Origin of the sequence: Streptomyces sp. JL2001 (assembly GCF_050917515.1) — a bacterium.
Lineage (GTDB): Bacteria > Actinomycetota > Actinomycetes > Streptomycetales > Streptomycetaceae > Streptomyces.
Genome location: NZ_CP169421.1, coordinates 724,300 through 747,265 on the forward strand (window position 1 = coordinate 724,300; position 22,966 = coordinate 747,265).

Genomic DNA, 22,966 nt, shown 5'->3' on the forward strand with positions numbered 1-22,966 from the left:
CGAGGGGCCCGGCGTCCTCATGATCACCCGGACGGCGGGTCCCCGGGTTCCGCACCGGGGCCGCCCGCCTCGAGACGGCGTCGCACCTCATCGGCCATCGGGTTTCCGAGGGACTCGAGGATCGCGACCGCCTCGGCGAGGGCCTCCCTGGCCTCGGCCGTCCGTCCGACGGCGGCGAGCTGTTCGGCGAGACCGTCCAGCGAGCGGGCCAGCCCGAGCAGATCCCCGACGCGCCGTCGTACCTCGACGGCCCGTCCGTACCAGCCCATCGCCTCATCGGTCCGGCCGATCGTCCGGCAGACGTCGCCCAGCCCGTGCAGGGACTTGGCCTCGGTCGGCAGATCGGCCGCGGCCCGCGCGCCGGCCAGGGCCCGCTCGTACTCCTCGTACGCCGTGACGGGCCGACCGAGGGCGAGACTCAACGCGGCCATCTCGGTCCGCGTGATCGACTCGCCTCGCCGGTCGCCGTTGCTCTGGTGGATCGGCAGTGCCTCCCGCTGGCGTTCCAGGGCTTCCTCGTGGCGCCCCATGAGGCGCAGCGTCCAGGCGATGTTGTAGATGCTGGTCGCCTGCCAACGGCTGTCGCCGATGGCCCGACTGATCGTCAGCGCCTCGGTGAAGTGGCGCATGGCGTCCTCGTGGAGACCCATGTCCGACTCCGCCCCCGCGACACAGATGAGGCTCCAGGTCTCGGCCCACTGGTCGCGCAGGCGGCGGGTGGCCTGTACGGCGGTGTCCGACAGCGCCCGCCGGTAGGTGTCGTGCCGGCGCAGCCGCAGGAAGTACACCAGCGCCACCGGCAGCTTCCACGCCACGTCGTCCAGGCCGAGCTGCACCGCCTGGTCCACGGCCGGTACCAGGCTGGGCAGTTCGGAGTCGCACCACGCGAGTGCGGCCTCGGGCCCCGGGAACGGCGCGGTCTCGCCGTCCGCGCGGCCGTCGAGAGGTACATGCTGACGCTCGGGGACCAGCACACGGTCCGCGGCGTCCGCCATCCGCAGATAGTGGGACAGCTCGCGGGCCAGCGCTTCGGCCCGGACCTCGTCGGTCTCCTCCACCGCGACCCGTTCCCGGGCGTAGTCCCGGAGCAGATCGTGGTAGCCGTACCGTCTCGGTCCCGACACCTCCAGCATGTTCACCGCCACGAGACCGCGCAGAACCCGCAGGGTCTCCGGTTCGGGCAGGCCGATCAGCGCGGCGGCCGTCGACAGGGAGAAGTCCGGCCCGGCATGCAGGGCGAGCAGCCGGAAGGCCCTGGCGCCGGCGGGTGGAAGCTGCTGATAGGACCACGAGAACACAGTGCGCACTCCGCTTCGCTCGTCCGACATGGACAGCGATTCCAGCCGGCGGCCGTCACCGTCCAGTTCCTCGATCAGTTCCTCCAGACTCGTGCCGGAGCCCGCCTGCTGGGCGGCGATCCGGACCGTGAGCGGGAGGCGGCCGCAGCGCCGCACCAACCGGGTCACCTCGTCGCCGTCCGCACCGTCGTCGTCGCCCGACAGCCTGCGGAACAGCTCCACCGCCTGTGGCGTGTCCAGCGGTCTGATCTGCACGGGCGTGGCGCCGTCCACGGCGGTCAGGCCGCCGAGCCGGTCCCTGCTCGTGACGATCGTGAAGCAACCGGGGGCGGAGGGGAGCAGCGGCCGCACCTGGTCGGCGCTGCCCGCGTTGTCCGCGATCAGGAGCACCCGCTTCCCGTCGAGCAGGGAGCGGAAGAGCGCGGACATGGCGTCCAGCGAGCCCGGCACCCGGTCCGCCGGCGCCCCCAGGGCCGAGAGGAATCCGTGGAGCACCTCCTCGGGCGCGAGGGGTGCGAGCGGGTCGTAGCCCCTCAGGTTCGCGTAGAGCTGGCCGTCCGGGTACCGGTCCCTCGCCTGGTGTCCCCAGTGGACGGCGAGTGCGCTCTTGCCCACCCCCGCCGGCCCGGAGACCGTGGCGACCCCGTTCGTCGTCGTGGCGACCGTACTGAGGGCTGCCAGGACGTCCGATCGGTCGGTGAAACAGGTCGCGGCCCGGGGCAGTTGCCTCGGCACCGGCAGAGCCGGCTCCCGGAGGTCGTCCCCGCGCCCGTGGACGCCGCCGTAAATGACCCCGGCCTGCACCACATGGGTGGCGCGGCCGGCGAAGGTGTTGCTCTCACCGTCCGCGCTCACGTGGACGACCCCGCCCTTCGTGCTCCGGGCGCACGGCCGGGAGCCGCCGCCGGGACCGGGCCGGCGGACAGCCGGTCGATCGCGGTACGCAGACCGGCCAGGAACCGCGCTCCGGCCGGAGCCGTCCCGGCCCCGGCCGCGAGCGTGTCCACGGCGGCGTCGGCCCAGTTCAGAGAGCGGCGGAAAGCCGCGGCGGCGTCGGCCGACCGGAGCCGTTCCCGCCCGCGGGACCCGCCCGGCGTCCCTTCGCGTGGGGGCCCACCGGCACGCGCCTGCCAGAGTTCCGCCAGGGCGACCTGGGCATAGGCGCCGTGGAGCGCTTCCCTCGGCGATACGGGGGCGGTCCGCCATGGCACGGCGAGGGAAGCGGGTCCGTCGGTGTCGAAGAAGACGTACGCGTCCGTCAGCGCGTCGAGTTTGGCGCTCTGGAAGTGCCGGAGCAGCGCGGCCGGCGTGTCGGTGGTTCTCGTGGGCGTCGCCAGGGCCACCGCACCGAACGGCGCCCGCCCGCCGAGGGCATGGAGATACGGGTCGCCCGGCATCGGCCGCACGGGGACCACGACCCGGGACGCCGCCCGTAACGGGGCGGCGTAGGCGGGAACCAGCAGGGTCAGCTCGCGGCCCGCCCGGCTGAGGGCGATCTGCCAGGCCGTCCACTGCCGTGGGGAGAGCCGGTCGAGGGCGATGTCGTCGTGCGGGACGACAGGTCCGGCGGGAGGGACGCGGTACGGATCGAGGTCGTCCAGGGCGACGGGCAGCCAGGGTGTGATCAGCCGTCTGACCCCGATCCAGCCGTGGGGCGGCCCGCTCCTCCCCCGGACGGTCACCTCGGTCGTGTGTTCCGCCTGGTCCACCCGCACCGCGCCGAGTCCGGGCAGGTGCGCCAGCCCGTTCCGTACGGGGAGGGGCAGTCGTGTGGTGACTCCGGCGTGCCAGGCGACGGCCGCCGCGACGCCGGCGATGTGCGCCCGGTCGCGCGGTCCGTCCCCCGTGCCGCCCTGCGGGTCGTCCCCCGCGCCTCCGGATGCCTCACGGCGAAGGCGGTCCTTCGCCCACGTCCGGACGAACGGGTGGCGGAGGACCTCCGCGGTCTCGGCCGGGTGGCTGCTGTCCAGCTCCATGAGCAGTTGCCGGCCGGCAGCGGCCGCCACCGCCAGGTCCGACGTGCTGTCGTGGCGCGGATCCAGCCCCGCGACCAGGGCCCTGGTCAGCGACAGCTGCATGTCCGCGAGAGCCTTCGTCCCCTGGACCGTCCCCGCTCCCGAGGCGAAGGCGTCGAAGGCGCCGTCCGGCAGCCGATGAACCCGCGGCGGGGCGGGATCGGTGGGGCGCGGAACCGCGATCCCCCGCATCCGCGCCGCCGGGATCTCCGACGCCAGCCGCTTCAGATCGGCGCAGTAGACGGAGGGATTGTCGAATCCGTTGCCGGGCCGGAAGCGGTGGGCGTAGTGGCCACCCCCGCAGACGCGGACCACCGGGCAGGCGAGGCAGGTGGCACACAGGCCCGCGTATCCCTCGTTGCGGGCGGCGACCCCGGGATGGCGGGCGAGGTCGTCCACGCTGTGCGTGAAGACGGACATGCCTGTCGCGGGAGCGCCGTCGTAGGCCGTCTTGAGCGAGTCGACCTGCTCCCACGATCCGTCGGTGTCCACGACCGCGAGGGCGACGGGCCGGAGCCCCACGGCCTCGCTGCCGCTCCCACCGCCCCAGGCAGCCGACGCGAGAGCATCGAACAGGCGGATCGGCACGGGCCGGCCGTCGGCGATCCAGCGTGCGTGGATGCGGCCCAGCCAGGAGGCGTAGGGCGTGGAGACACCGCTCGGCCGGGGCGGCGGGTGTGCCCAGTTCGCGTGCGGCAGCAGGAAGTCGAGGCGGGGCGGCACCTGCTCCATCAGGGCCTCGTACACGCTGATCGGGTCGTTCGCGACGTCGACGGTGCAAAGGAGCCCTCCGTACAAGGGGCGGAACTCCTGACGGCGCAGCAGGGCCAGGCCACGCAGCACCGCCGCATGGCTGCTGCGGCCGTTCGCGTACCGACGGTGCCGGTCGTTCGCGGCCCGGTCGCCGTCGAGCGAGATGCCCGCCTGCACCCCGGATTCGGCGAAGAGCTCGAGGAAAGCCGGGTCGAGCCGCACACCGTTGGTCTGGATGTGCAAGCTGAGCCGGACGACGCCGTCCAGGACGCTACGGAGCGTGTGGATCAGCTCGCGCAGGCGCGCGACGCCGAGAAGCAGCGGTTCGCCTCCGTGGAGGGTGATGCGCACCGTGGGGATCGCATGCCTTCCCGCGTGTTCCGCGATGCGCTGCGCCACCTGCTGTGCGACGGACGGACTCATGGTGCGGGGTTTCGCCCGCCAGCTCTGGTCCGCGTGCTCGTAGACGTAGCAGTGGTCGCAGGCGAGATCGCAGGCGCCGTGGACCTTCAGGACGTACTGGTCGATGAAGGAAGGCACTCGTCCCCGCCGATTTCGGAGTTGAAGGCCGCCATTCGGGCGGGGAGCTCCGGGGTGACGACGCGGGTACGGAATTCCGCGACCAGTCCCGCGCGATCCGTGAAGAGGGTTGCCAGCGAGATGTTCCTGAGGTCGGGAAGCGGACGCGCGAGAGGTTCGAGGTCGCTCATGGTCACCTTTTCCGCTGCGGCTGGAGATGATGGCCGATCGAGAGTGCTCAGGTCTGCGAAAACACGGCGCGGTGACAAGGGAACTGCCCGCAAGGGGAACAAGAAGGGAGGTATGCGCATCCCCCCGGCCTTCCCAGGCTAGCAGCGGGGCGCCCCGCTGTCCCTCGTCTCTCCCATCCCTTCCCGGCAGCGCTGCCGTACACTCGGCCGCGTGCGCAGGGAAGGTGATCGAATATCACAGGTCGTGCTGCGGCCCGTCGTCGCGGCGGACGAAGAGAGTTTCCTCGAACTTGCACGCGAAAGCGCGCAGTTTCACCACCCGTGGGTCGAACTGCCGTCCACGCAAAAGGTCTTCGCCTCCTATCTGAACCGATCGGACCAGGTGACCGCATCCTGCATGGTGCTCACCCGCAAGGACCAGGGCGACCTCGTGGGAATGATCAATATCAACGGCATCGTGCGCGGCCCCTATCAGCGAGGCATTCTCGGCTATGCCGTGTTCCTTCCCTATGCCGGCCGGGGATACATGTCCGCCGGAGTGGCGCTGGCGGTCCACCATGCCTTCGGCGTCATGGGGCTGAACCGGTTGGAAGCCGACGTCCAGCCCGGGAACGATGCCTCCCTCGAGCTGGTCCGACGGCTCGGATTCCGGAGGGAGGGCCTCTCGCCGGGTTTCATCAGGATCGCCGGCGTCTGGCGCGACCACGAGCGCTGGGCCATCACCTCGGACATGCCCCTGCCACCGGTGCACGGAGGTGGGGACGCGGCATGAGCCGCCCCTGACCGTGACCGGTGTGGGCCGCGCAGGCAGGACACGACCGGCGCGGCCCGGGCCGCAACGCGCGGAATCACTCCATCGTGAGGCCGCCGTGGATCTCCCGAGTCTGCACGACGTTCTTGGCCTGACCATGGAAGGAGTTGGCGACACCGCCGGACGCCGCCTGGTTCCACAGCGTCTCGCACTGCTGCCGGAACGACGGGTCGCGCGTGAACTCCTCGTCCAGCGCGCTCGCGATCTCGTCCTCCGACTCGGGCACGACCGCGCGGCCCGCGAAGCGCTCCCGGACGCGCCGCCACAGTGCGGGCAGGGCCGCCCCGGTGGACTCACCCGCCCCGGTGGCGATCCCGGCCGCGAGTGCTCCGGCGATGGCGAGGGACAAGGGATCCATGGATGACCTCCACTCGGCGGACGTGCCCTGACCATCATGGAGGTGCGGCCGCGCGCACACCATAGGGCCTGCCGGCAGGGTGCCCCCGGCGCCGCCGGCTCCGGGCGCCCTCCCGGGCGTCCGCGGGGAGGCCCCGTGGCGGCTCCCGTGGGCGGAGGTCCGCCGCACCCGACGCGGTGGCCCGCCTCCCGGGAGACACATCCGGACATCGTCCCGCACGCGTGTCCACGTCGGATGAGACCCGCGGGAGGAGCGGCCGCCCGGATCCCGCCCGGGGCCTTCTTTGTGCCATTCGATGGCAGTCGGCCGCGATGATCCATGTCACTGTCGTCGGACCTTCAGAAGCCCTCTGGCAGCCCTTAGCGTTGCCGAAACGAGCCGGGCGGGACGCGGGCGAGTGAGTGCCGTACCCAGCGCGGCACGTACTCGCCGGCGACGTCGTCGTCCCTTGGCGCTCGTCACCGGCAAGGTGAAGGGATCAGGATGTTCCGCAAGGTGTTGGTAGCCAATCGCGGGGAGATCGCGATTCGCGCGTTCCGCGCAGGTTACGAAGTGGGTGCGCGGACGGTAGCCGTCTTCCCCCATGAGGACCGCAACTCGCTCCACCGACTCAAGGCTGACGAAGCATACGAAATCGGCGAGCCCGGACATCCGGTGCGTGCCTACCTCTCCGTGGAGGAGATCATCCGGGCGGCCCGCCTGGCCGGCGCCGACGCCGTCTACCCGGGTTACGGATTCCTCTCCGAGAACCCGGAACTGGCGCAGGCGTGCGAGGACGCCGGCATCACGTTCGTGGGCCCGAGCGTGCAGACCCTGGAGCTGACCGGCAACAAGGCCCGTGCCGTGGCCGCCGCCCGCGAGGCCGGGGTACCCGTGCTCGGCTCCTCGGCGCCCTCCACCGACGTGGACGAACTGGTCGCGGCCGCCGAGGAGATCGGCTTCCCCGTGTTCGTCAAGGCCGTCGCCGGCGGCGGCGGCCGCGGCATGCGGCGCGTCGAGGACCCCGCGACCCTCCGGGAGTCCATCGAGGCGGCGGCCCGCGAGGCCGAGTCCGCCTTCGGCGACGCCACCGTCTTCCTGGAGAAGGCCGTCGTCGACCCTCGTCACATCGAGGTGCAGATCCTCGCCGACGGCGAGGGCAACGTCATCCACCTGTACGAGCGCGACTGCTCGGTGCAGCGGCGCCACCAGAAGGTGATCGAGCTCGCCCCGGCCCCGAACCTGGACCCGGAGCTGCGCCGCCGCATCTGCGACGACGCCGTGAGGTTCGCCCGCCGCATCGGCTACCGCAACGCGGGCACCGTGGAGTTCCTGCTCGACCGCGACGGCAACCACGTCTTCATCGAGATGAACCCGCGCATCCAGGTCGAGCACACGGTGACCGAGGAGGTCACCGACATCGACCTGGTGCAGTCGCAGCTGCGCATCGCCGCCGGGGCGACCCTCGCCGACCTCGGTCTGTCCCAGGACTCCGTCGTCCTGCGCGGCGCCGCGATGCAGTGCCGGATCACCACCGAGGACCCGGCGAACGGCTTCCGCCCCGACACCGGCATGATCAGCGCCTACCGCTCCCCGGGCGGCTCCGGCATCCGGCTCGACGGCGGCACCACGCACGCCGGCACGGAGGTCAGCGCCCACTTCGACTCGATGCTGGTCAAGCTGACCTGCCGGGGACGGGACTTCAGGACCGCCGTCGACCGCGCCCGGCGTGCTGTGGCCGAGTTCCGGATCCGGGGCGTGTCCACGAACATCCCGTTCCTGCAGGCGGTGCTCGACGACCCCGACTTCCAGGCCGGGAACGTCACGACGAGCTTCATCGAGGAGCGGCCGCACCTGCTGACCGCCCGCCACTCGGCGGACCGCGCGACGAAGCTGCTCACCTACCTCGCCGACGTCACCGTGAACAAGCCGCACGGTCCCCGGCCGGACCTCGTCTCCCCGGCGAGCAAGCTGCCCGCGCTGCCCGCCGGCGAGCCGGCCGCCGGCTCCCGGCAGCGGCTCCTCACGCTCGGCCCGGAGGGTTTCGCGCGCAGCCTGCGCGAGTCGCCGACCATCGGCGTGACCGACACCACCTTCCGCGACGCCCACCAGTCGCTCCTCGCCACCCGCGTCCGGACCAAGGACCTGCTCGCCGTCGCGCCGACGGTCGCGCACACCCTGCCGCAGCTGCTGTCCCTCGAGTGCTGGGGCGGCGCCACCTACGACGTCGCGCTGCGCTTCCTCGCCGAGGACCCCTGGGAGCGCCTGGCCGCCCTGCGCGAGGCCGTGCCGAACATCTGCCTGCAGATGCTGCTGCGGGGACGCAACACCGTGGGGTACACGCCGTACCCGACCGAGGTGACCCACGCCTTCGTCGAGGAGGCCGCCGCCACCGGTATCGACATCTTCCGGATCTTCGACGCGCTCAACGACGTCGAGCAGATGCGGCCGGCCATCGACGCCGTGCGGGAGACGGGGACGGCGATCGCCGAGGTCGCCCTGTGCTACACGTCGGACCTCTCCGACCCCGCGGAGAAGCTCTACACGCTGGACTACTACCTGCGGCTGGCCGAGAAGATCGTCGACGCGGGTGCGCACGTGCTGGCGATCAAGGACATGGCCGGCCTGCTGCGCGCCCCCGCCGCGGCCAAGCTGGTCTCCGCGCTGCGCAGGGAGTTCGACCTGCCGGTGCACCTCCACACCCACGACACCGCGGGCGGCCAGCTCGCCACCTACCTCGCCGCCATCCAGGCCGGGGCGGACGCGGTGGACGGCGCGGTCGCCTCGATGGCCGGCACCACCTCGCAGCCGTCGCTGTCGGCGATCGTCGCCGCGACCGACCACTCGGAGCGGCCCACCGGCCTCGACCTGCAGGCCGTCGGCGACCTGGAGCCGTACTGGGAGAGCGTCCGCAAGATCTACGCGCCCTTCGAGGCGGGTCTGGACTCGCCGACCGGGCGCGTCTACCACCACGAGATCCCCGGCGGGCAGCTGTCCAACCTGCGCACGCAGGCCGTCGCGCTCGGCCTCGGCGACCGCTTCGAGGACATCGAGTCGACGTACGCCGCCGCGGACCGCATGCTCGGCCGGCTGGTGAAGGTCACGCCGTCGTCGAAGGTCGTGGGTGACCTCGCGCTGCACCTCGTGGGTGCCGGGGTGCCGCCCGAGGACTTCGAGGCGACCCCGAACCGCTTCGACATCCCCGACTCGGTCATCGGCTTCCTGCACGGCGAGCTGGGCACGCCGCCCGGCGGCTGGCCGGAGCCGTTCCGCAGCAAGGCGCTGGAGGGGCGTGCCGGTCCGAAGCCGATGCAGGACCTGACCACGGAGGACCGCGCGGGGCTGGACAAGAACAGGCGCGCCACGCTGAACCGCCTGCTCTTCCCGGGGCCGACGAAGGCGTTCGAGACGCACCGTCAGGCGTTCGGCGACACCAGCGTGCTCGACAGCAAGGACTTCTTCTACGGGCTGCGCCCGGGGAAGGAGTACACCGTGGACTTCGGGCCCGGTGTCCGGCTGCTCATCGAGCTGGAGGCCGTCGGCGAGGCCGACGAACGCGGTATGCGCACCGTCCTGTCCACCCTGAACGGTCAGCTGCGGCCCATCCAGGTGCGGGACAACGCGGCGGCCGCCGACCTCCCGGTGACCGAGAAGGCCGACAGGTCCAACCCGGGGCACGTCGCGGCGCCGTTCGCCGGTGCGGTCACGCTGGCCGTCGCCGAGGGCGACCAGGTCGAGGCCGGTGCGACGGTGGCGACGATCGAGGCGATGAAGATGGAGGCCGCGATCACCGCGCCGAGGAGCGGCCGGGTGTCCCGGCTGGCGATCGCCCGGATCCAGCAGGTGGAGGGCGGCGACCTGCTGGTCGAACTCGCGTGAGCCCGGCGGCCGGGACACCGCCCTGGGTCCCGGCCGTCGCCCGTCAGGGGTGCGGGGTGCGCGGTGGTCGCACGCGCCCGCACCGCGCACGGCCCGACCGGGGCGCCCGGCCCGGGCCCCGCCCCGGTGTGCGCTCCGCCTCCTCAGTGCCGGTGGGCTCCGCCGGAAGGGGCCGTCGCGTGCCGGAGCGGTCCCGCGTGATCGAACATACGATGGGCGGGAGCCGGCGCGGGCAGCTCGTGCGTGCCGGTGGTCCGGAGCGCACAGGGCGGAGACGCATGCCACAGGCCGGCGACGCAGCACGGACCGTCATCCTGACGGTGGACGACGACCCGGGAGTCTCCCGCGCCATCGCCCGCGACCTGCGGCGCCGCTACGGCGGCGGGTACCGCATCGTGCGCGCCGAGTCCGGTGAGTCCGCCCTGGAGGCGCTGCGCGAGCTGAAGCTGCGGGGCGATCTGGTGGCCGTGATACTCGCCGACTACCGCATGCCGCAGATGAACGGCATCGAGTTCCTCGAACAGGCACTGGGCGTGTACCCGGGTGCGCGGCGGGTCCTGCTGACCGCGTACGCCGACACCGACGCGGCCATCGACGCGATCAACGTCGTCGACCTCGACCACTACCTGCTCAAGCCGTGGGACCCGCCGGAGGAGAAGCTCTACCCGGTCCTGGACGATCTCCTCACGGCCTGGCGCACCAGTGACTACCGGCCGGTGCCCGCCACGAAGGTGGTCGGGCACCGCTGGTCGGCGCACTCCTCGCGGGTGCGCGAGTTCCTGGCCCGCAACCAGGTCCCGTACCGCTGGTACTCCTCCGACGAGCCCGAGGGGCGGCGGCTGCTGGACGCGGCCGGGGCCGACGACCGCAGGCTCCCCCTGGTGATCACGCCGGACGGGACCGCCCTGGTCGAGCCGGAGGCGCCCGAGCTGGCGGCCCGGGTGGGACTCGCGACCACGCCGGCGGCCGAGTTCTACGACCTGGTCGTCATCGGCGGCGGCCCGGCCGGGCTCGGCGCGGCGGTGTACGGGGCTTCGGAGGGCCTGCGGACCGTACTGGTCGAGCGGTCGGCGACGGGTGGGCAGGCCGGTCAGAGTTCCCGCATCGAGAACTACCTCGGCTTCCCGGACGGCGTCTCCGGCGCGCAGCTCACCGACCGCGCCCGCCGTCAGGCGAGCCGCTTCGGCGCCGAGATCCTCACCGCGCGCGAGGTCACGGGCCTGGAGGTGAACGGCGCGGCGCGGGTCGTACGGTTCTCCGACGGCTCGGCGGTCGCCGCCCACAGCGTCATCCTGGCGACGGGCGTGTCGTACCGGCAGCTGGCGGCGCCCGGCTGTGACGACCTGACCGGCCGCGGGGTGTACTACGGCTCCTCCCTCACCGAGGCGTCGGGCTGCGAGGGCCAGGACGTGTACGTGGTCGGCGGCGCGAACTCGGCCGGGCAGGCGGCCGTGTACCTGGCGCGGGGCGCGAAGTCGGTGACGCTGCTGGTGCGCGGGGAGTCCCTGACGGCCTCGATGTCGCACTACCTGATCCAGCAGATCGAGGAGGCGCCGAACATCACGGTGCTGCCGCGGACCGTCGTGGAGGCGGCGCACGGTGAGGGACATCTGGAGCGGCTGACGCTGCGGAACGTCGCGACGGGTGCCGGCGAGGCGGTCGACGCCCAGTGGATGTTCGTGTTCATCGGTGCCGCGCCGTTCACCGACTGGCTGGACGGGACGGTCCTGCGTGACGAGCACGGTTTCATCCTGGCCGGACCCGACCTCACGGCGGACGGGCGCCCGCCGGCGGAGTGGGAGCTGGACCGGCCGCCCTACCACCTGGAGACCAGCATTCCCGGCGTGTTCGTGGCGGGTGACGCGCGCGCCCAGTCCGCGAAGCGCGTCGCCTCCGCCGTAGGAGAGGGAGCCATGGCCGTGATGCTCGTCCACCGTTACCTGGAGCAGTCGTGAGCGGGCGGGTGTTGCCCTGCGACCCGCAGGAGATCGCCACGCTGTTCCTGTTCGAGAAGCTGTCCCCGGAGCAGCTCGGGCGCCTGTGCGCCGAAGGGCGGACGGAGCGGTTCGACCCGGGTCCGGTGTACACCGAGGGTGATCCCGCCACCTGCTTCTACGTGATGATCGAGGGCACGGTCGTGCTGTCCCGCCGGGTCGGGGGCGACGACGTGGAGGTGAGCCGTACCTCGCAGCGGGGCGTGTACGCCGGGGCGATGCAGGCCTACCTGGGCGACCGGGTGCCGCAGACGTACGTCAACTCGATGCGGGTGACCGAGTCCACCCGGTTCTTCGTGCTGCCCGCCGAGTCGTTCGCGGACATCATGCGGGAGTGGTTCCCGATGGCCGCGCACCTGCTGGAGGGGCTCTTCTTCGGCTCCAAGAACACCCAGCGGGCCATCGGGCAGCGGGAACGCCTGCTGGCCCTCGGGTCGCTGTCCGCCGGACTCACCCACGAGCTCAACAACCCGGCCGCGGCGGCGGTCCGGGCCACGGCGGCGCTCCGCGAGCGCGTGGGCAAGATGCGGCACAAGCTGGCCGTCATCGCCCAGGGCCCCTATTCGCGCGAGGCTCTCGCCGACCTCATCGAGATCCAGGAGCGCACCGCCGAGCGGGTCGCCAAGGCACCGGTGCTGACCCCGTTGGAGGCGTCCGACCGGGAGGACGAACTGGCCGACTGGCTCGACGACCACGGGATCGCGGAGGGCTGGCGGGTCGCGCCGACCTTCGTGCAGGCCGGCCTGGACACGGACTGGCTGGACCAGGTGGCGGCGACCGTGGCCGAGGACATCCTGCCCGGGGCCATCGGCTGGCTCAACTACACCGTCGAGACCGAGCTGTTGATGGACGAGATCGGCGACTCCACCACCCGCATCTCGCACCTGGTGGACGCGGCGAAGCAGTACGCGCAACTGGACCGCGCCCCGCACCGCGACGCCGACGTCCACGAACTCCTCGACAGCACGCTGCTGATGCTGTCGGGCAAGTTCGGTCCCCTGATCCGCGTGGTGAAGGACTACGACCGGTCCCTGCCCGACGTGCCCGCCTACCCTGCCGAGCTCAACCAGGTGTGGACCAACCTGATCGACAACGCCGTCGCCGCCATGGCGAGCGCCGGCGGCGAGGGCACCTTGACGGTTCGCACGGCCCGGGAGGGCGACCGGCTGCTCGTCGAGTTCCGGGACACCGGCCCCGGCGTCCCGGAGGACATCCGCGGGCGCATCTTCGACCCCTTCTTCACCACGAAGCCGGTCGGGGAGGGCACGGGGCTCGGCCTCGACATCTCGTGGCGGATCGTCGTCCACAAGCACCACGGCAGCCTCGAGGTCGAGTCCGTACCGGGGGACACCCGCTTCCGGGTACTGCTGCCGCTGACGGCCCCCGAGACCGCACCCGAGCCCGAGGCCGAACCTGAGCCCGAGGCCCTGTTCCCGACCGACGCCGACGGCACCGAGGAGCCGGCATGACCGAGATCGACGGCATCGACCCGAGCGTCCCGCCCAGTGGCACGGGCTGCGCGGACTGCGACACGGCCGGTGGCTGGTGGTTCCACCTGCGGCGTTGCGCCCAGTGCGGCCACATCGGCTGTTGCGACTCCTCACCGGGCCGGCACGCCACCGCCCACTGGAAGTCCACCGGGCACCCCTTGGTCCAGAGCTTCGAGCCCGGCGAGGACTGGTTCTGGAACTACGCCACGGACGCCCTGTACGAGTCGGGCCCCGGCCTGACCCCGCCGGGCGGCCACCCGGCCGACCAGCCCTCCCCGGGGCCGGCGGGCCGCGTCCCGGACGACTGGCAGCGACGGCTGCACCGCTGAGGGCGGGAGGGAGGGGCGGGTCTTCCTCGGTCTCGTGGTGCGGGTGCTCCCGTGAGGGCTCCCGACGTGCCGGGCACCGTCGTCACCGTCCCGACGGGCTCGCCGCCTCGGTCGCCGTGTGGACGGAGGCGAAGGTGAAGGCGCGCGGCGACGGGCCGTGCGCCCGCAGGTCCGCCAGCCGCTCCAGGGCCTCGCCGACGGTCGGGCGGTGGCCTGCGGGAACCCACCAGAGCACCAGGTGGGCCTCCACGTGCCGGGCGAACCAGTCGCGGCGTCCCCGCATCACCTCCAGGTGCCCACTGCGGTAGGTGAAGTCCCACAGCGCCTCCTGGCTCTCCCACACCGACATGTTGACGATGACGTCCTCCCCCGCCGGGCGCAGGCCGGTGGCGTCCGGTGAGCCCTCCGCCACCAGCCGCCACACGAAGCCGGGCGCGGCGTCGGCGGCGGCGTTGACCGGGTCGAGCATCTCGACGAACGGGGCCATGCGCGGGTCGTCGAGGGGGTGGAGGAGCGTGGCGAGGTTGAGCTGGGCGAGGTGGGCGGCGGGCGCGGATGCGGTCATGGCGTCATCCCAGCACGGCCCGGTTTTCTATGTCAATGATTCTTGTTTTTAGAATGCTCGACCACCACGCAGCACTCCCCCGGCCGGGCGTCCATCCGGGCGCGGACGGGGCCGTCCGTGCCGAGGAGCCCCTCCAGCAGGGCGAGGTTCATGCCGCAGACGAGCGGCGGGAAGCGTTCGGCGACGGCGTGGAAGGGGCAGTTGCGCATGCGGACGACGGCCGAGGGGCCCGCTCCGGACGCCGACCCGACGGTGCTCCGGACGCCGCCGGCACCGTCGGCGTCCGGAGCACCGTCGTCCGTTCCGGCGCCCTCCAGATGCGGCTCGTAGCCGCGGGCGGCCAGCATCTCCATGGCCTCACCCAGTCCGTCACAGGGCGCGGCCGAGCCGCGGAGGGCCTCGCCCCGGCGGCGCGCGGCGGCGCAGAGCCCGGCGTCCAGCCCGGCCTGTTCGGCGGCCTCGGCGAGCAGCTCCGCGGCGGTGCGGTAGTCGCGGGCCGGCAGGGACACCGACCGTTCGGCCCGCACCCGCGTGTACACCTTGGCCGGGCGTCCCGCGCCCGGACCCGAGCGTCCCGTCAGACGGCGACTGCCGCTCTCCAGCAGCCCGACCTCGGTCAGCCGGTCCAGATGGTGCGCGGCGAGCGTCCGGGCCACCCCGGCCGCCTCGGCCGCCTCGTTGCGGCCGACCTCGCGGCCCTGCGCCGCCACGTACTCGTACAGACGGCGCCGTACCGGATCCTGCAGCGCCGCGATCGCGTCGATGTCCTCCATCCCGCCATTCTAGGAACAACGCAGGTTGGAGATAGAAAGCCGGCGTGCGCGGGACAGCTCCGCGGCCCGTCGTAGGGTGAATCCCGCACGTGACCGAAGAGGAGGCCGGAGTGGCCGGAACGATCGAAGCCGAGCTGGCCGAGGTGATGGCCGAGCTGGCCGCGCTCGAGGAGCCGAAGGTCCGCGCGGTGAACGAGAGGCACGGTGACGACCACGGCGTGAACCTCGGCAAGCTGCGCGCGGTCGCCAAGCGGCTCAGGACACGGCAGGACCTCGCGTGCCGCCTCTGGGAGACGGACGACTCCGCGGCGCGACTGCTGGCGATCCTGATCTGCCGGCCGAAGGCGTTCGAGCGGGACCAGCTGGACGCCATGCTGCGCGGGGCGCGCACGCCCAAGGTCCACGACTGGCTCGTGAACCACGTGGTGAAGAAGAGCCCGCACGCCGAGGAGCTGCGCGTGGTCTGGCTCGCCGATCCGGATCCCGTGGTCGCGAGCGCCGGCTGGGCACTGACCACCGAACGCGTGGGGAAGCAGCCCGAGGGCCTCGACCTGGCGGGACTGCTCGACGTCGTCGAGGCGGAGATGAAGGACGCCCCGGACCGCCTGCAATGGGCGATGAACCACTGCCTGGCCCGGATCGGCATCGAGCACGCCGAACACCGCGCCCGCGCCCTGGACGTCGGGGAGCGCCTGGAGGTGCTCAAGTACTACCCGACTCCCCCGGGCTGTACGTCGCCGTTCGCGCCCGTCTGGATCACCGAGATGGTCCGCCGGAAGGACGAGGCGTAGGGAGCCTGCCGGCCCGACCGGCAGGACACCCCCGTAGGCCGGCCCGCCTCCGTACGGCCGCGGCGCAGGGTGCCGCGGCGCCCGTACCGCAAGCCCGTACCGCGATGCCCGTACCGCGATGCCCGGCGCGGGGCGGGCCCCGGCGGGTGGCCGGGGCCCGCGCGGCCGGACTCAGGAGCGGTCGAAGGGGATCTCGCGCTTGAGGATCTTGCCGGTGGCGCCCTTGGGCAGGGTCTCCAGCAGCATCACCTCGCGGGGGTACTTGTAGGGGGCGATCCGCTCGCGGACGAAGTCCCGCAGCTCGTCGGCGGTGGCCTCCGCTCCGGGGCGCAGCGCGACGGCTGCCGCCACCTCCTCCCCGAGGGCGGGGTGGGGCACACCGATCACGGCTGCCTCGGCGACGGCGGGGTGCTCGTACAGCACCTCCTCGACCTCGCGGGGGTAGACGTTGAAGCCGCCACGGATGATGAGGTCCTTCTTGCGGTCGACGATGAAGTAGAAGCCGTCCTCGTCGACGCGGGCGAGGTCGCCGGTGTGCAGCCAGCCGTCGACGATGGTCTCGGCGGTGGCCGCCGGGCGGCCCCAGTAGCCCTTCATGACGTTGTGGCCGCGCACGCACAGCTCGCCGACACCGTCCTCGACGTCGGCCAGCCGCATCTCGACGCCTTCGATCGGCGTGCCCACGGACCCGGCCTTGCGCGGACGGTCGGGGTGGTTGAACGAGGCCACGGGCGAGGTCTCGGACATGCCGAAGCCCTCCAGGACGGGGCAGCCGAACGCCTCCTCGAAGGCGTGCAGGACCTCCACCGGGAGGGAGGCCCCGCCGGAGGCGGACAGCCGCAGCGAACCGGTGTCGTACGCGTCCGGGCGCTGCGCGCGCGTGCCGGCCAGCGCGGCGTACATGGTGGGGACGCCCGCGAAGAGCGTGACGCCGCGGTCCTGGATGGTCCGCAGCGCCAGATCCGGCTCGAAGCGGGACAGCAGGGTGAGGCGGGCGCCCGCGGTGACCGCCGTCAGCATGGCGCAGACCTGGCCGAAGGCGTGGAACAGCGGCAGGCAGCCCAGGACGACGTCCTCGGGGCGGAGGTCGAAGAGCGAGCGCGCGCAGATCTCGGCGTTGCTCCCGATGTTGGCGCTCGTCAGCTCGGCGCCCTTGGGCACGCCGGTGGTACCGGAGGTGTAGAGGATGACGGCGGTGTCGTCGTCCCGGCGGTCCCGCGCGGGAAGGGGGCGCGGGTGCGGGGCGAGCAGTTCGGCCAGCGCTCCCGCCCGGAACGGGACCACCTCGGCCCCGGTGCCGTCCGCCGCGCGCTCGGCCTCGGCGACGGCGGAGTCGTGGGCGAAGAGCAGCGCGGCGCCCGAGTCGCGCAGGCAGTGTCCGATCTCCCGGGCCTTGAGGAGCGGGTTCATCGGCACGACGACCGCGCCGGCCCGCAGGACGCCGAAGTACAGGGCCGGGAACTCGAGCAGGTTGGGCAGCATCAGGCCGACGCGGTCGCCGGGGACCACACCGCGGTCCGCGAGCAGCGCGGCCACCCGGCCCGCGTACGCGTCGAGTTCGGTGTAGGTGAGGGAGTCGTCGCCGAGTTCGACGGCGATCCGGTCGCCGTGGACCGCCACGGTTCGGCTGAGAAGGTCGGCCAGGTTCACTGCGAACTCTCGTTTCTGCGAAGGAGGGTTGAGGTCCTGCGGGTGGGTGGACGTCGGGCGGCCTCGCAGCGCGGAGGCCGGTACACCGGGCAGTCTGCCGAAGCCGGGCTTCGCGGTGAAGCGGGTGGGCCGTCCGAGACTGGTCCCCCGGGGCCGAGTCGGTGCGGGGCGGCAGTCCACGGAGCACCCGGCGACCCGACGGCAGGGCCGGTAGCGAGACGTGAGCGGGCCGGGGACGGCACCGGAGGCGAAGCCGCGGGCGGGACCTGCGCGCCGGCCGCGGCCGGATCGCTCCCGCACCGGCGGCCCTTCCGCGCGACGGCCGCCGAGGGCTGGATCGAAGCACTGAATGATGGTTCACTTCTTCGCATGGCCTACCGCAAGACCCCCGCAGAACTCGAACGCCTCAAGGCCGCCCGTGAGCGTCTGGTCGACCAGGCCACCCAGGTGGTGGCCGAGGTGGGCTGGGCGAACGCCTCCGTGACCGCGGTCGCCGCCGCGGCGGGCATCTCCGCCGGCTCCGTGTACCAGCACTTCCCCTCCAAGGCGGCGCTCGCCGTGGAGGTCTTCCGCCGCGCGTCGGGTCGCGAGGTCGAGGTCCTGGGCGAGGTGCTCCGGGGCGGCGGAGATCCGGTGGAGCGGCTGGCCCACGGGGTGCGCGTCTTCGCCCGGCGCGCCCTGGAGCGCGGCGGACTGGCCTACGCGCTGCTGGCGGCGCCGGCCGAGCCCGCGCTGGGCGCCGAGCGGCTGGAGTTCCGGCGCCACTACCGCGAACTGTTCGCCGAGGTGGTCCGCGAGGGCATGGCCGCCGGGCTGCTGCCCGCGCAGGACGCGCACATCACCGCCGCCGCGCTGACCGGCGCCGTCGGCGAGGTCCTCGTCGACCCGCTGGGCACGCCCGACTCCGGCTCCGTCGACGAGCTGCTCACCGAACTGACCGCCGTGGCGCTGCGCTGTGCGGGCGCCCGTCCCGCCGACCGCCCGTCCCACTGACTCCGGAGGACCGTCCATGACCGCGACCGCCGACATCCCGCCGCTGCGCAGCAACCCCACGGCGCGCACCCACGAGGTGACCAACCAGGTCCCGCCCCTCGTCGGGCACGACGTCGCCGACGACCCCGTCCTGCTGGAGGGCGTGCGCCGCGAGGGTGCCGGCTGGTACCTCGACGACCTGCACCGCATCGGCCGCCGCGCCGGCAGCGAGGAGGTCCAGCGGTGGGCCGACGAGGCCAACCGCCACGAGCCCGAGCTCCGCACCCACGACCGCTACGGCAACCGGGTCGACGAGGTCGACTTCCACCCCGCGTACCACGCCCTGATGGACGTCGCGATCGGTGAGGGCCTCGGCGGGGCGCCCTGGGCGGACGACCGGGCCGGCGCCCATGTCGCCCGCGCGGCGGGCTTCATGGTGTGGAGCACCGCCGAGGCGGGCCACGGCTGCCCGGTCTCCATGACGTACGCCGTCGTCCCGGCTCTGCGCTCGGCCCCGGAACTGGCCAAGGAGTACGAGCCGTTGCTCACCAGCCGCGTCTACGACCCCGGGCTGCGCGCCCCGTCGGCCAAGCGCGGGCTGCTCGCCGGGATGGGCATGACGGAGAAGCAGGGCGGTACGGACGTCCGCGCCAACACCACGACCGCGACGGCGGCGGCGGACGGCACCTGGCGGCTGCGCGGCCACAAGTGGTTCACCAGCGCCCCGATGAACGACCTGTTCCTCGTCCTGGCCCAGGCGCCCGGCGGACTGTCCTGCTTCCTGGTCCCGCGGGTGCTCCCCGACGGCGGCCGCAACACGTTCCGTATCCAGCGGCTGAAGGACAAGCTCGGCAACCGCAGCAACGCCAGCAGCGAGCCGGAGTTCGACGACACCGTCGCCTGGCTCGTCGGCCCCGAGGGACAGGGCGTGCGGACCATCATCGAGATGGTCACCATGACCCGTCTCGACTGCGTCCTCGGCTCCGCCTCCGGCACGCGGGCCGCGCTCGCGCAGGCCGCGCACCACATCCGGCACCGCTCGGTGCTCGGCGCCAGGCTCATCGACCAGCCGCTCATGCGGAACGTCATCGCCGACCTCGGCGTCGAGTCGGAGGCGGCGACCACCCTGGCGCTCCGGGTCGCCGGTGCGGCCGACCGCGCCCAGCGCGGCGACGACGGCGAGCGCGCCTTCCTGCGGCTGGCCACCGCCGTCGGCAAGTACTGGGTGTGCAAGCGGCAGCCGGCCGCCGTCGCCGAGGCCCTGGAGTGCCTGGGCGGCAACGGGTACGACGAGGCGTCGGGCATGCCCCGCCTGTACCGCGAGGCTCCGCTGAACGGCATCTGGGAGGGGTCGGGCAACGTCAACGCCCTCGACGTCCTGCGGGCGCTGGCCCGTGAGCCGGAGTCGCTGGAGGCGTTCCGCGCGGAGGTCGAGGCCGCCGCGGGTGCCGACGCCCGACTGGACGCCGCCTGGCGGGAGCTGCGCGGCGGACTCGTGCTCGACGAGGACGCCCAGCTGCGCTCCCGCCTCCTGGTGGAGCGGATGGCGCTGGTCCTGCAGGGCTCCCTCCTCGTCCGGCACGCCCCCCACGCGGTGGCCGACGCCTTCTGCGCCTCCCGGCTGGCCGGCGACCGCGGACTGGCCTTCGGCACCCTGCCCGCCCGGACCGACCTCGGCGGGATCATCGACCGGCTCCCGGGGGCCACGCTCTGAGGCCCCGCATTCTGCGCGGTCCCCCGGTCATACGGGCCCGTCGCGCAGGCTCGGCACCCGCCGGCCGAGCGGCGCCCTGTCCCTGATCCGCGGCCGCGAGCGGGGGCGGGAGGCCCTGTCCGCCGCGATCGGGCGGCCGAGCCGCCGGCTCCCGGCGGACGAGGCCGCCCGGTCCGGCCTCCCGGTCCGGGGCCGGCGAGCCCACCGGCGCTCCACGGGCCCGCTCCCCCGGTGGCCACGCGGGGCGGCGTCCCGACCGGGACCGGGGCCGCCCGCGGGCGCCTTCGGTGGTTGGGGCACCCAGGGAGTGGGACGCTGGACGTGGGGATCCGAGCCGTCGAGCCTCGGGAGGGCCGAATGGGACGCGATGTCCCGGCGCAGGAGTTCACCCGTGACGACCGCCGCCGGTTCCGGAACAAGATGCACACGTGCCTCGACGTCCTCGCGCGCATGCTGCGGGAGGCGCGCTTCGACTTCGAGCGGCCCCAGGTCGGCCTGGAGATCGAACTGAACCTGGTGGACAGCACCGGCGAGCCCGCCATGCGCAGCAGGGAGGTCCTGGAGGCGATCGCGGATCCGTCCTGGTCGAGCGAGCTGGGCCGCTTCAATCTGGAGATCAACGTCGAGCCGCGCAGGCTCACCGCGGGAGGACCGGACTCCTGGGAGCAGGAGATCCGGGACGCGCTGAACCACGCCGAGGAGAAGGCCGCGGCGCTCGGCACGCACCTGGTGATGATCGGGATCCTGCCCACGCTGGAGCTGCAGGACGTGGGCATGCCGGCCCTGTCCGAGGATCCGCGGTACCACCTGCTGAACGAGCAGATCTTCTCCGCGCGGGGCGAGGACCTCCTGATCGCGGTGGACGGCGTCGAGAAGCTGCGGACCTACGCGGACACGATCACGCCGGAGGCGGCGTGCACGAGCACGCAGTTCCATCTGCAGGTCGCGCCGCACGAGTTCGCGGACTACTGGAACGCCGCGCAGGCCATCGCGGGGGTGCAGGTGGCCCTGGCGGCGAACTCCCCCTTCCTCTTCTCCAAGGAGCTGTGGCACGAGACGCGCATTCCGCTGTTCGAGCAGGCGACGGACACCCGGCCCGACGAGATCAAGGTGCAGGGGGTGCGGCCCCGGGTGTGGTTCGGCGAGCGCTGGATCACCTCCGTCTTCGACCTCTTCGAGGAGAACGCGCGCTACTTCCCCGCCCTGCTGCCGCTCTGCGACGACGAGGACCCGCAGGAGACCCTGGAACACGGCGAGACCCCCGGGCTGTCGGAACTCACCCTGCACAACGGGACGGTCTACCGCTGGAACCGCCCCGTCTACGCCGTCGTCGACGGTGTCCCGCACCTGCGGGTGGAGAACCGGGTGCTGCCCGCGGGGCCCACGGTGGCGGACGTCCTGTCGAACGGCGCCTTCTACTACGGCCTGGTCCGCGCCCTGGTCGACGAGGACCGGCCCGTCTGGTCGCGGATGTCCTTCTCGGCGGCGGAGGACAACCTGCACGCCGCCGCGCGCCACGGCATCGACGCGCACATGTACTGGCCCGGGATGGGCGAGGTCCCGGTGACCGAACTGGTGCTGCGGCGCCTGCTGCCGGCCGCGGACCGCGGGCTGGACCGCCTGGGACTCGACGCGGCCTGGCGGGAGCCCCTGCTCGGGATCATCGAGCAGCGCTGCGTCACCGGCCGCAACGGTGCGGTGTGGCAGTCGGAGATGTTCCACCACATCCACGACATCGACCACGCGGACCGGCACGAGGCGCTGAAGCGGATGACCCGGCAGTACATCGACTACATGCACCTCAACGCCCCCGTGCACACCTGGCCGGTCGACTGAGGTCGCGCACCGCGGGGCGGACGCACGGCACCCGGCGGGGCCTTCAGCGGGGACTCGACCGGCGGGGCACTGAGCGCGGACTCGTCCGGCGGCGCCCGGGGTGACCTGGCTCACCTTCGCACCGTCCGGGGCGACCCCTGTGAGGGATTCAGTAAGGTTAGCCTTACCTAAGTAGCAACACGCGCCCGCTTGGAGTCCCGTTGAGCACCCCTGCCGACTTCGCACGCTCCCTCCCCGAGCCGACCACGGCGGAACGCGTCCGCACGGTACTCGCCCGCGCGGCATCGCTGTCCCTCACCACGGCGGCGCGGGAGTACGACCTGATCGGCCTGCACTCCGTCTCCCCGAGCGGACAGGTCACCCTCGGCTCCCGGCCCGGCTGCCCCTTGGCGCGGGAGGTCGCGACGGCCCCGCGGGGCGGCCTGGCCGCCCTCCTGGAGTTCACCGACATCGCACCCACTCCGGTCCGCGACCGGGTGAGGGCCAGGGTGACGCTCTCCGGGTGGCTGACGGCGGCGGGCGACGACAACGGGCTGCACCTCGACACGGCCCGCGCGACCCTGCGGACCGCGGCGGGCGCGGCGGACGTCGGGCTGGACGAGCTCACGCTCGCCGCGCCGGATCCCCTCGCGGTCGAGGAGGCCGCCATGCTGACCCATCTCACGGACGCTCACGGGGAGTTGACGGACGCGCTGCTCGGGCTCGCGGGTCCCCGGCTGCCGTACGGCATGACCCGGGCCCTCCCCTACGCCCTCGACCGCCACGCCGTCACCCTGCGCTGCGAGTACCCCGCCGGCCACTGCGACCTCCGCATCCTGTTCCCGTCGCCGGCGCGCGACGCCGCCGAGGCGGGCGAGCGGATCCGGCAGCTCCTGACCGCTCCTGACGCGTGGTCGCACCACAGCCACCACTGAGCCGCCGGGCCCGGCACGGCCGGCACCTGCTCAGGGACACGCGGGGGGCGAGCCGCCCGCCGGGGTCGAGGAGCCGGGTGAGCCCGCTCCGCCGGGGGTGGCATGCTTCGCGGCCGGCCACCCCCGGCGGGCCGG

At 73.1% G+C, this 22,966-nt stretch carries 17 protein-coding genes; 10 read left to right on the plus strand and 7 right to left on the minus strand.

The genetic code is table 11. The annotated features are described in order from the left end of the window. Positions 1–23 precede the first annotated feature (23 nt). Genes ACE1OA_RS03295 through ACE1OA_RS03305 form a run of 3 tightly spaced genes read right to left on the minus strand, consistent with a single transcriptional unit; the run spans position 24 to position 4,776 of the window. Positions 24–2,153, minus strand: coding sequence for an ATP-binding protein (locus ACE1OA_RS03295; protein WP_386543144.1), 2,130 nt, complete (start codon positions 2,151–2,153; stop codon positions 24–26). After that, a complete protein-coding gene (locus ACE1OA_RS03300) occupies positions 2,150–4,606 on the minus strand; it encodes an FxsB family cyclophane-forming radical SAM/SPASM peptide maturase (RefSeq protein WP_432752227.1) in 2,457 nt (818 codons plus the stop codon). The genes ACE1OA_RS03295 and ACE1OA_RS03300 overlap by 4 nt, the downstream gene beginning before the upstream one ends. Continuing rightward, positions 4,576–4,776 carry a hypothetical protein gene (locus ACE1OA_RS03305; RefSeq protein ID WP_356602068.1) on the minus strand — a complete coding sequence of 67 codons (201 nt, stop codon included), beginning with the start codon at positions 4,774–4,776 and terminating at the stop codon, positions 4,576–4,578. Before ACE1OA_RS03305 ends, ACE1OA_RS03300 begins: the two co-directional genes overlap by 31 nt. A 211-nt stretch (positions 4,777–4,987) precedes the next feature. On the opposite strand from ACE1OA_RS03305, the gene ACE1OA_RS03310 reads away from it, so the two are divergent. After that, positions 4,988–5,548 carry a GNAT family N-acetyltransferase gene (locus ACE1OA_RS03310; RefSeq protein WP_386543140.1) on the plus strand — a complete coding sequence of 187 codons (561 nt, stop codon included), beginning with the start codon at positions 4,988–4,990 and terminating at the stop codon, positions 5,546–5,548. Between the two features lie 76 nt (positions 5,549–5,624). On the opposite strand, the gene ACE1OA_RS03315 is transcribed toward ACE1OA_RS03310, so the two are convergent. Beyond that, complete coding sequence (locus ACE1OA_RS03315; RefSeq protein WP_147979585.1) at positions 5,625–5,945, minus strand: hypothetical protein; 321 nt, start codon at positions 5,943–5,945, stop codon at positions 5,625–5,627. 483 nt (positions 5,946–6,428) lie between these two features. Between ACE1OA_RS03315 and ACE1OA_RS03320 the strand changes: the two genes are divergently transcribed. The 4 genes from ACE1OA_RS03320 to ACE1OA_RS03335 all read left to right on the plus strand — a co-directional run bounded on the left by ACE1OA_RS03320 (position 6,429) and on the right by ACE1OA_RS03335 (position 13,616). Continuing rightward, complete coding sequence (locus tag ACE1OA_RS03320; RefSeq protein WP_386543138.1) at positions 6,429–9,803, plus strand: pyruvate carboxylase; 3,375 nt, start codon at positions 6,429–6,431, stop codon at positions 9,801–9,803. 278 nt (positions 9,804–10,081) lie between these two features. Then, a complete protein-coding gene (locus tag ACE1OA_RS03325) occupies positions 10,082–11,758 on the plus strand; it encodes an FAD-dependent oxidoreductase (RefSeq protein WP_356602062.1) in 1,677 nt (558 codons plus the stop codon). Next, positions 11,755–13,266, plus strand: coding sequence for an ATP-binding protein (locus ACE1OA_RS03330; protein WP_356602060.1), 1,512 nt, complete (start codon positions 11,755–11,757; stop codon positions 13,264–13,266). Before ACE1OA_RS03325 ends, ACE1OA_RS03330 begins: the two co-directional genes overlap by 4 nt. Continuing rightward, positions 13,263–13,616, plus strand: coding sequence for a UBP-type zinc finger domain-containing protein (locus ACE1OA_RS03335; protein ID WP_356602058.1), 354 nt, complete (start codon positions 13,263–13,265; stop codon positions 13,614–13,616). The genes ACE1OA_RS03330 and ACE1OA_RS03335 overlap by 4 nt, the downstream gene beginning before the upstream one ends. Before the next feature lie 82 nt (positions 13,617–13,698). On the opposite strand, the gene ACE1OA_RS03340 is transcribed toward ACE1OA_RS03335, so the two are convergent. Both ACE1OA_RS03340 and ACE1OA_RS03345 read right to left on the minus strand, forming a co-directional pair. Further along, positions 13,699–14,181: a DUF3291 domain-containing protein gene (locus ACE1OA_RS03340; RefSeq protein ID WP_356602056.1), complete on the minus strand. Its 483-nt coding sequence runs from the start codon at positions 14,179–14,181 to the stop codon at positions 13,699–13,701. Positions 14,182–14,213: 32 nt separating this feature from the next. After that, positions 14,214–14,954: a helix-turn-helix transcriptional regulator gene (locus ACE1OA_RS03345; protein ID WP_432752228.1), complete on the minus strand. Its 741-nt coding sequence runs from the start codon at positions 14,952–14,954 to the stop codon at positions 14,214–14,216. 146 nt (positions 14,955–15,100) lie between these two features. On the opposite strand from ACE1OA_RS03345, the gene ACE1OA_RS03350 reads away from it, so the two are divergent. Continuing rightward, positions 15,101–15,745 carry a DNA alkylation repair protein gene (locus tag ACE1OA_RS03350; protein WP_432754028.1) on the plus strand — a complete coding sequence of 215 codons (645 nt, stop codon included), beginning with the start codon at positions 15,101–15,103 and terminating at the stop codon, positions 15,743–15,745. A gap of 171 nt (positions 15,746–15,916) precedes the next feature. Here the strand turns inward: ACE1OA_RS03350 and ACE1OA_RS03355 are convergent, their stop codons facing one another. Beyond that, positions 15,917–17,395, minus strand: a complete 1,479-nt coding sequence (locus ACE1OA_RS03355) for a long-chain-fatty-acid--CoA ligase (RefSeq protein ID WP_393560354.1) — start codon at positions 17,393–17,395, stop codon at positions 15,917–15,919. A 369-nt stretch (positions 17,396–17,764) separates the two neighbouring features. Here ACE1OA_RS03355 and ACE1OA_RS03360 point away from each other — a divergent pair, with 369 nt between their 5' ends. From ACE1OA_RS03360 to ACE1OA_RS03375, 4 genes are all read left to right on the plus strand, one after another. Next, a complete protein-coding gene (locus ACE1OA_RS03360) occupies positions 17,765–18,388 on the plus strand; it encodes a TetR/AcrR family transcriptional regulator (protein WP_432752229.1) in 624 nt (207 codons plus the stop codon). 16 nt (positions 18,389–18,404) lie between these two features. Then, complete coding sequence (locus ACE1OA_RS03365; protein WP_432752230.1) at positions 18,405–20,081, plus strand: acyl-CoA dehydrogenase family protein; 1,677 nt, start codon at positions 18,405–18,407, stop codon at positions 20,079–20,081. A 357-nt stretch (positions 20,082–20,438) separates the two neighbouring features. Continuing rightward, positions 20,439–21,917, plus strand: coding sequence for a glutamate--cysteine ligase (locus ACE1OA_RS03370; RefSeq protein WP_384868035.1), 1,479 nt, complete (start codon positions 20,439–20,441; stop codon positions 21,915–21,917). Positions 21,918–22,117: 200 nt separating this feature from the next. Beyond that, a complete protein-coding gene (locus tag ACE1OA_RS03375) occupies positions 22,118–22,831 on the plus strand; it encodes a DUF2470 domain-containing protein (RefSeq protein ID WP_432752231.1) in 714 nt (237 codons plus the stop codon). Positions 22,832–22,966: the final 135 nt, after the last annotated feature.

What these genes read in the sequence shown, in the direction of transcription:
- ACE1OA_RS03305 (WP_356602068.1), bottom strand. Translation starts at nt 4,776, where the DNA reads ATGAGCGACCTCGAACCTCTCGCGCGTCCGCTTCCCGACCTCAGGAAC.
- ACE1OA_RS03315 (WP_147979585.1), bottom strand. Translation starts at nt 5,945, where the DNA reads ATGGATCCCTTGTCCCTCGCCATCGCCGGAGCACTCGCGGCCGGGATC.
- ACE1OA_RS03320 (WP_386543138.1), top strand. Translation starts at nt 6,429, where the DNA reads ATGTTCCGCAAGGTGTTGGTAGCCAATCGCGGGGAGATCGCGATTCGC.
- ACE1OA_RS03325 (WP_356602062.1), top strand. Translation starts at nt 10,082, where the DNA reads ATGCCACAGGCCGGCGACGCAGCACGGACCGTCATCCTGACGGTGGAC.
- ACE1OA_RS03335 (WP_356602058.1), top strand. Translation starts at nt 13,263, where the DNA reads ATGACCGAGATCGACGGCATCGACCCGAGCGTCCCGCCCAGTGGCACG.
- ACE1OA_RS03340 (WP_356602056.1), bottom strand. Translation starts at nt 14,181, where the DNA reads ATGACCGCATCCGCGCCCGCCGCCCACCTCGCCCAGCTCAACCTCGCC.
- ACE1OA_RS03345 (WP_432752228.1), bottom strand. Translation starts at nt 14,954, where the DNA reads ATGGAGGACATCGACGCGATCGCGGCGCTGCAGGATCCGGTACGGCGC.
- ACE1OA_RS03350 (WP_432754028.1), top strand. Translation starts at nt 15,101, where the DNA reads ATGGCCGAGCTGGCCGCGCTCGAGGAGCCGAAGGTCCGCGCGGTGAAC.
- ACE1OA_RS03360 (WP_432752229.1), top strand. Translation starts at nt 17,765, where the DNA reads ATGGCCTACCGCAAGACCCCCGCAGAACTCGAACGCCTCAAGGCCGCC.
- ACE1OA_RS03365 (WP_432752230.1), top strand. Translation starts at nt 18,405, where the DNA reads ATGACCGCGACCGCCGACATCCCGCCGCTGCGCAGCAACCCCACGGCG.
- ACE1OA_RS03370 (WP_384868035.1), top strand. Translation starts at nt 20,439, where the DNA reads ATGGGACGCGATGTCCCGGCGCAGGAGTTCACCCGTGACGACCGCCGC.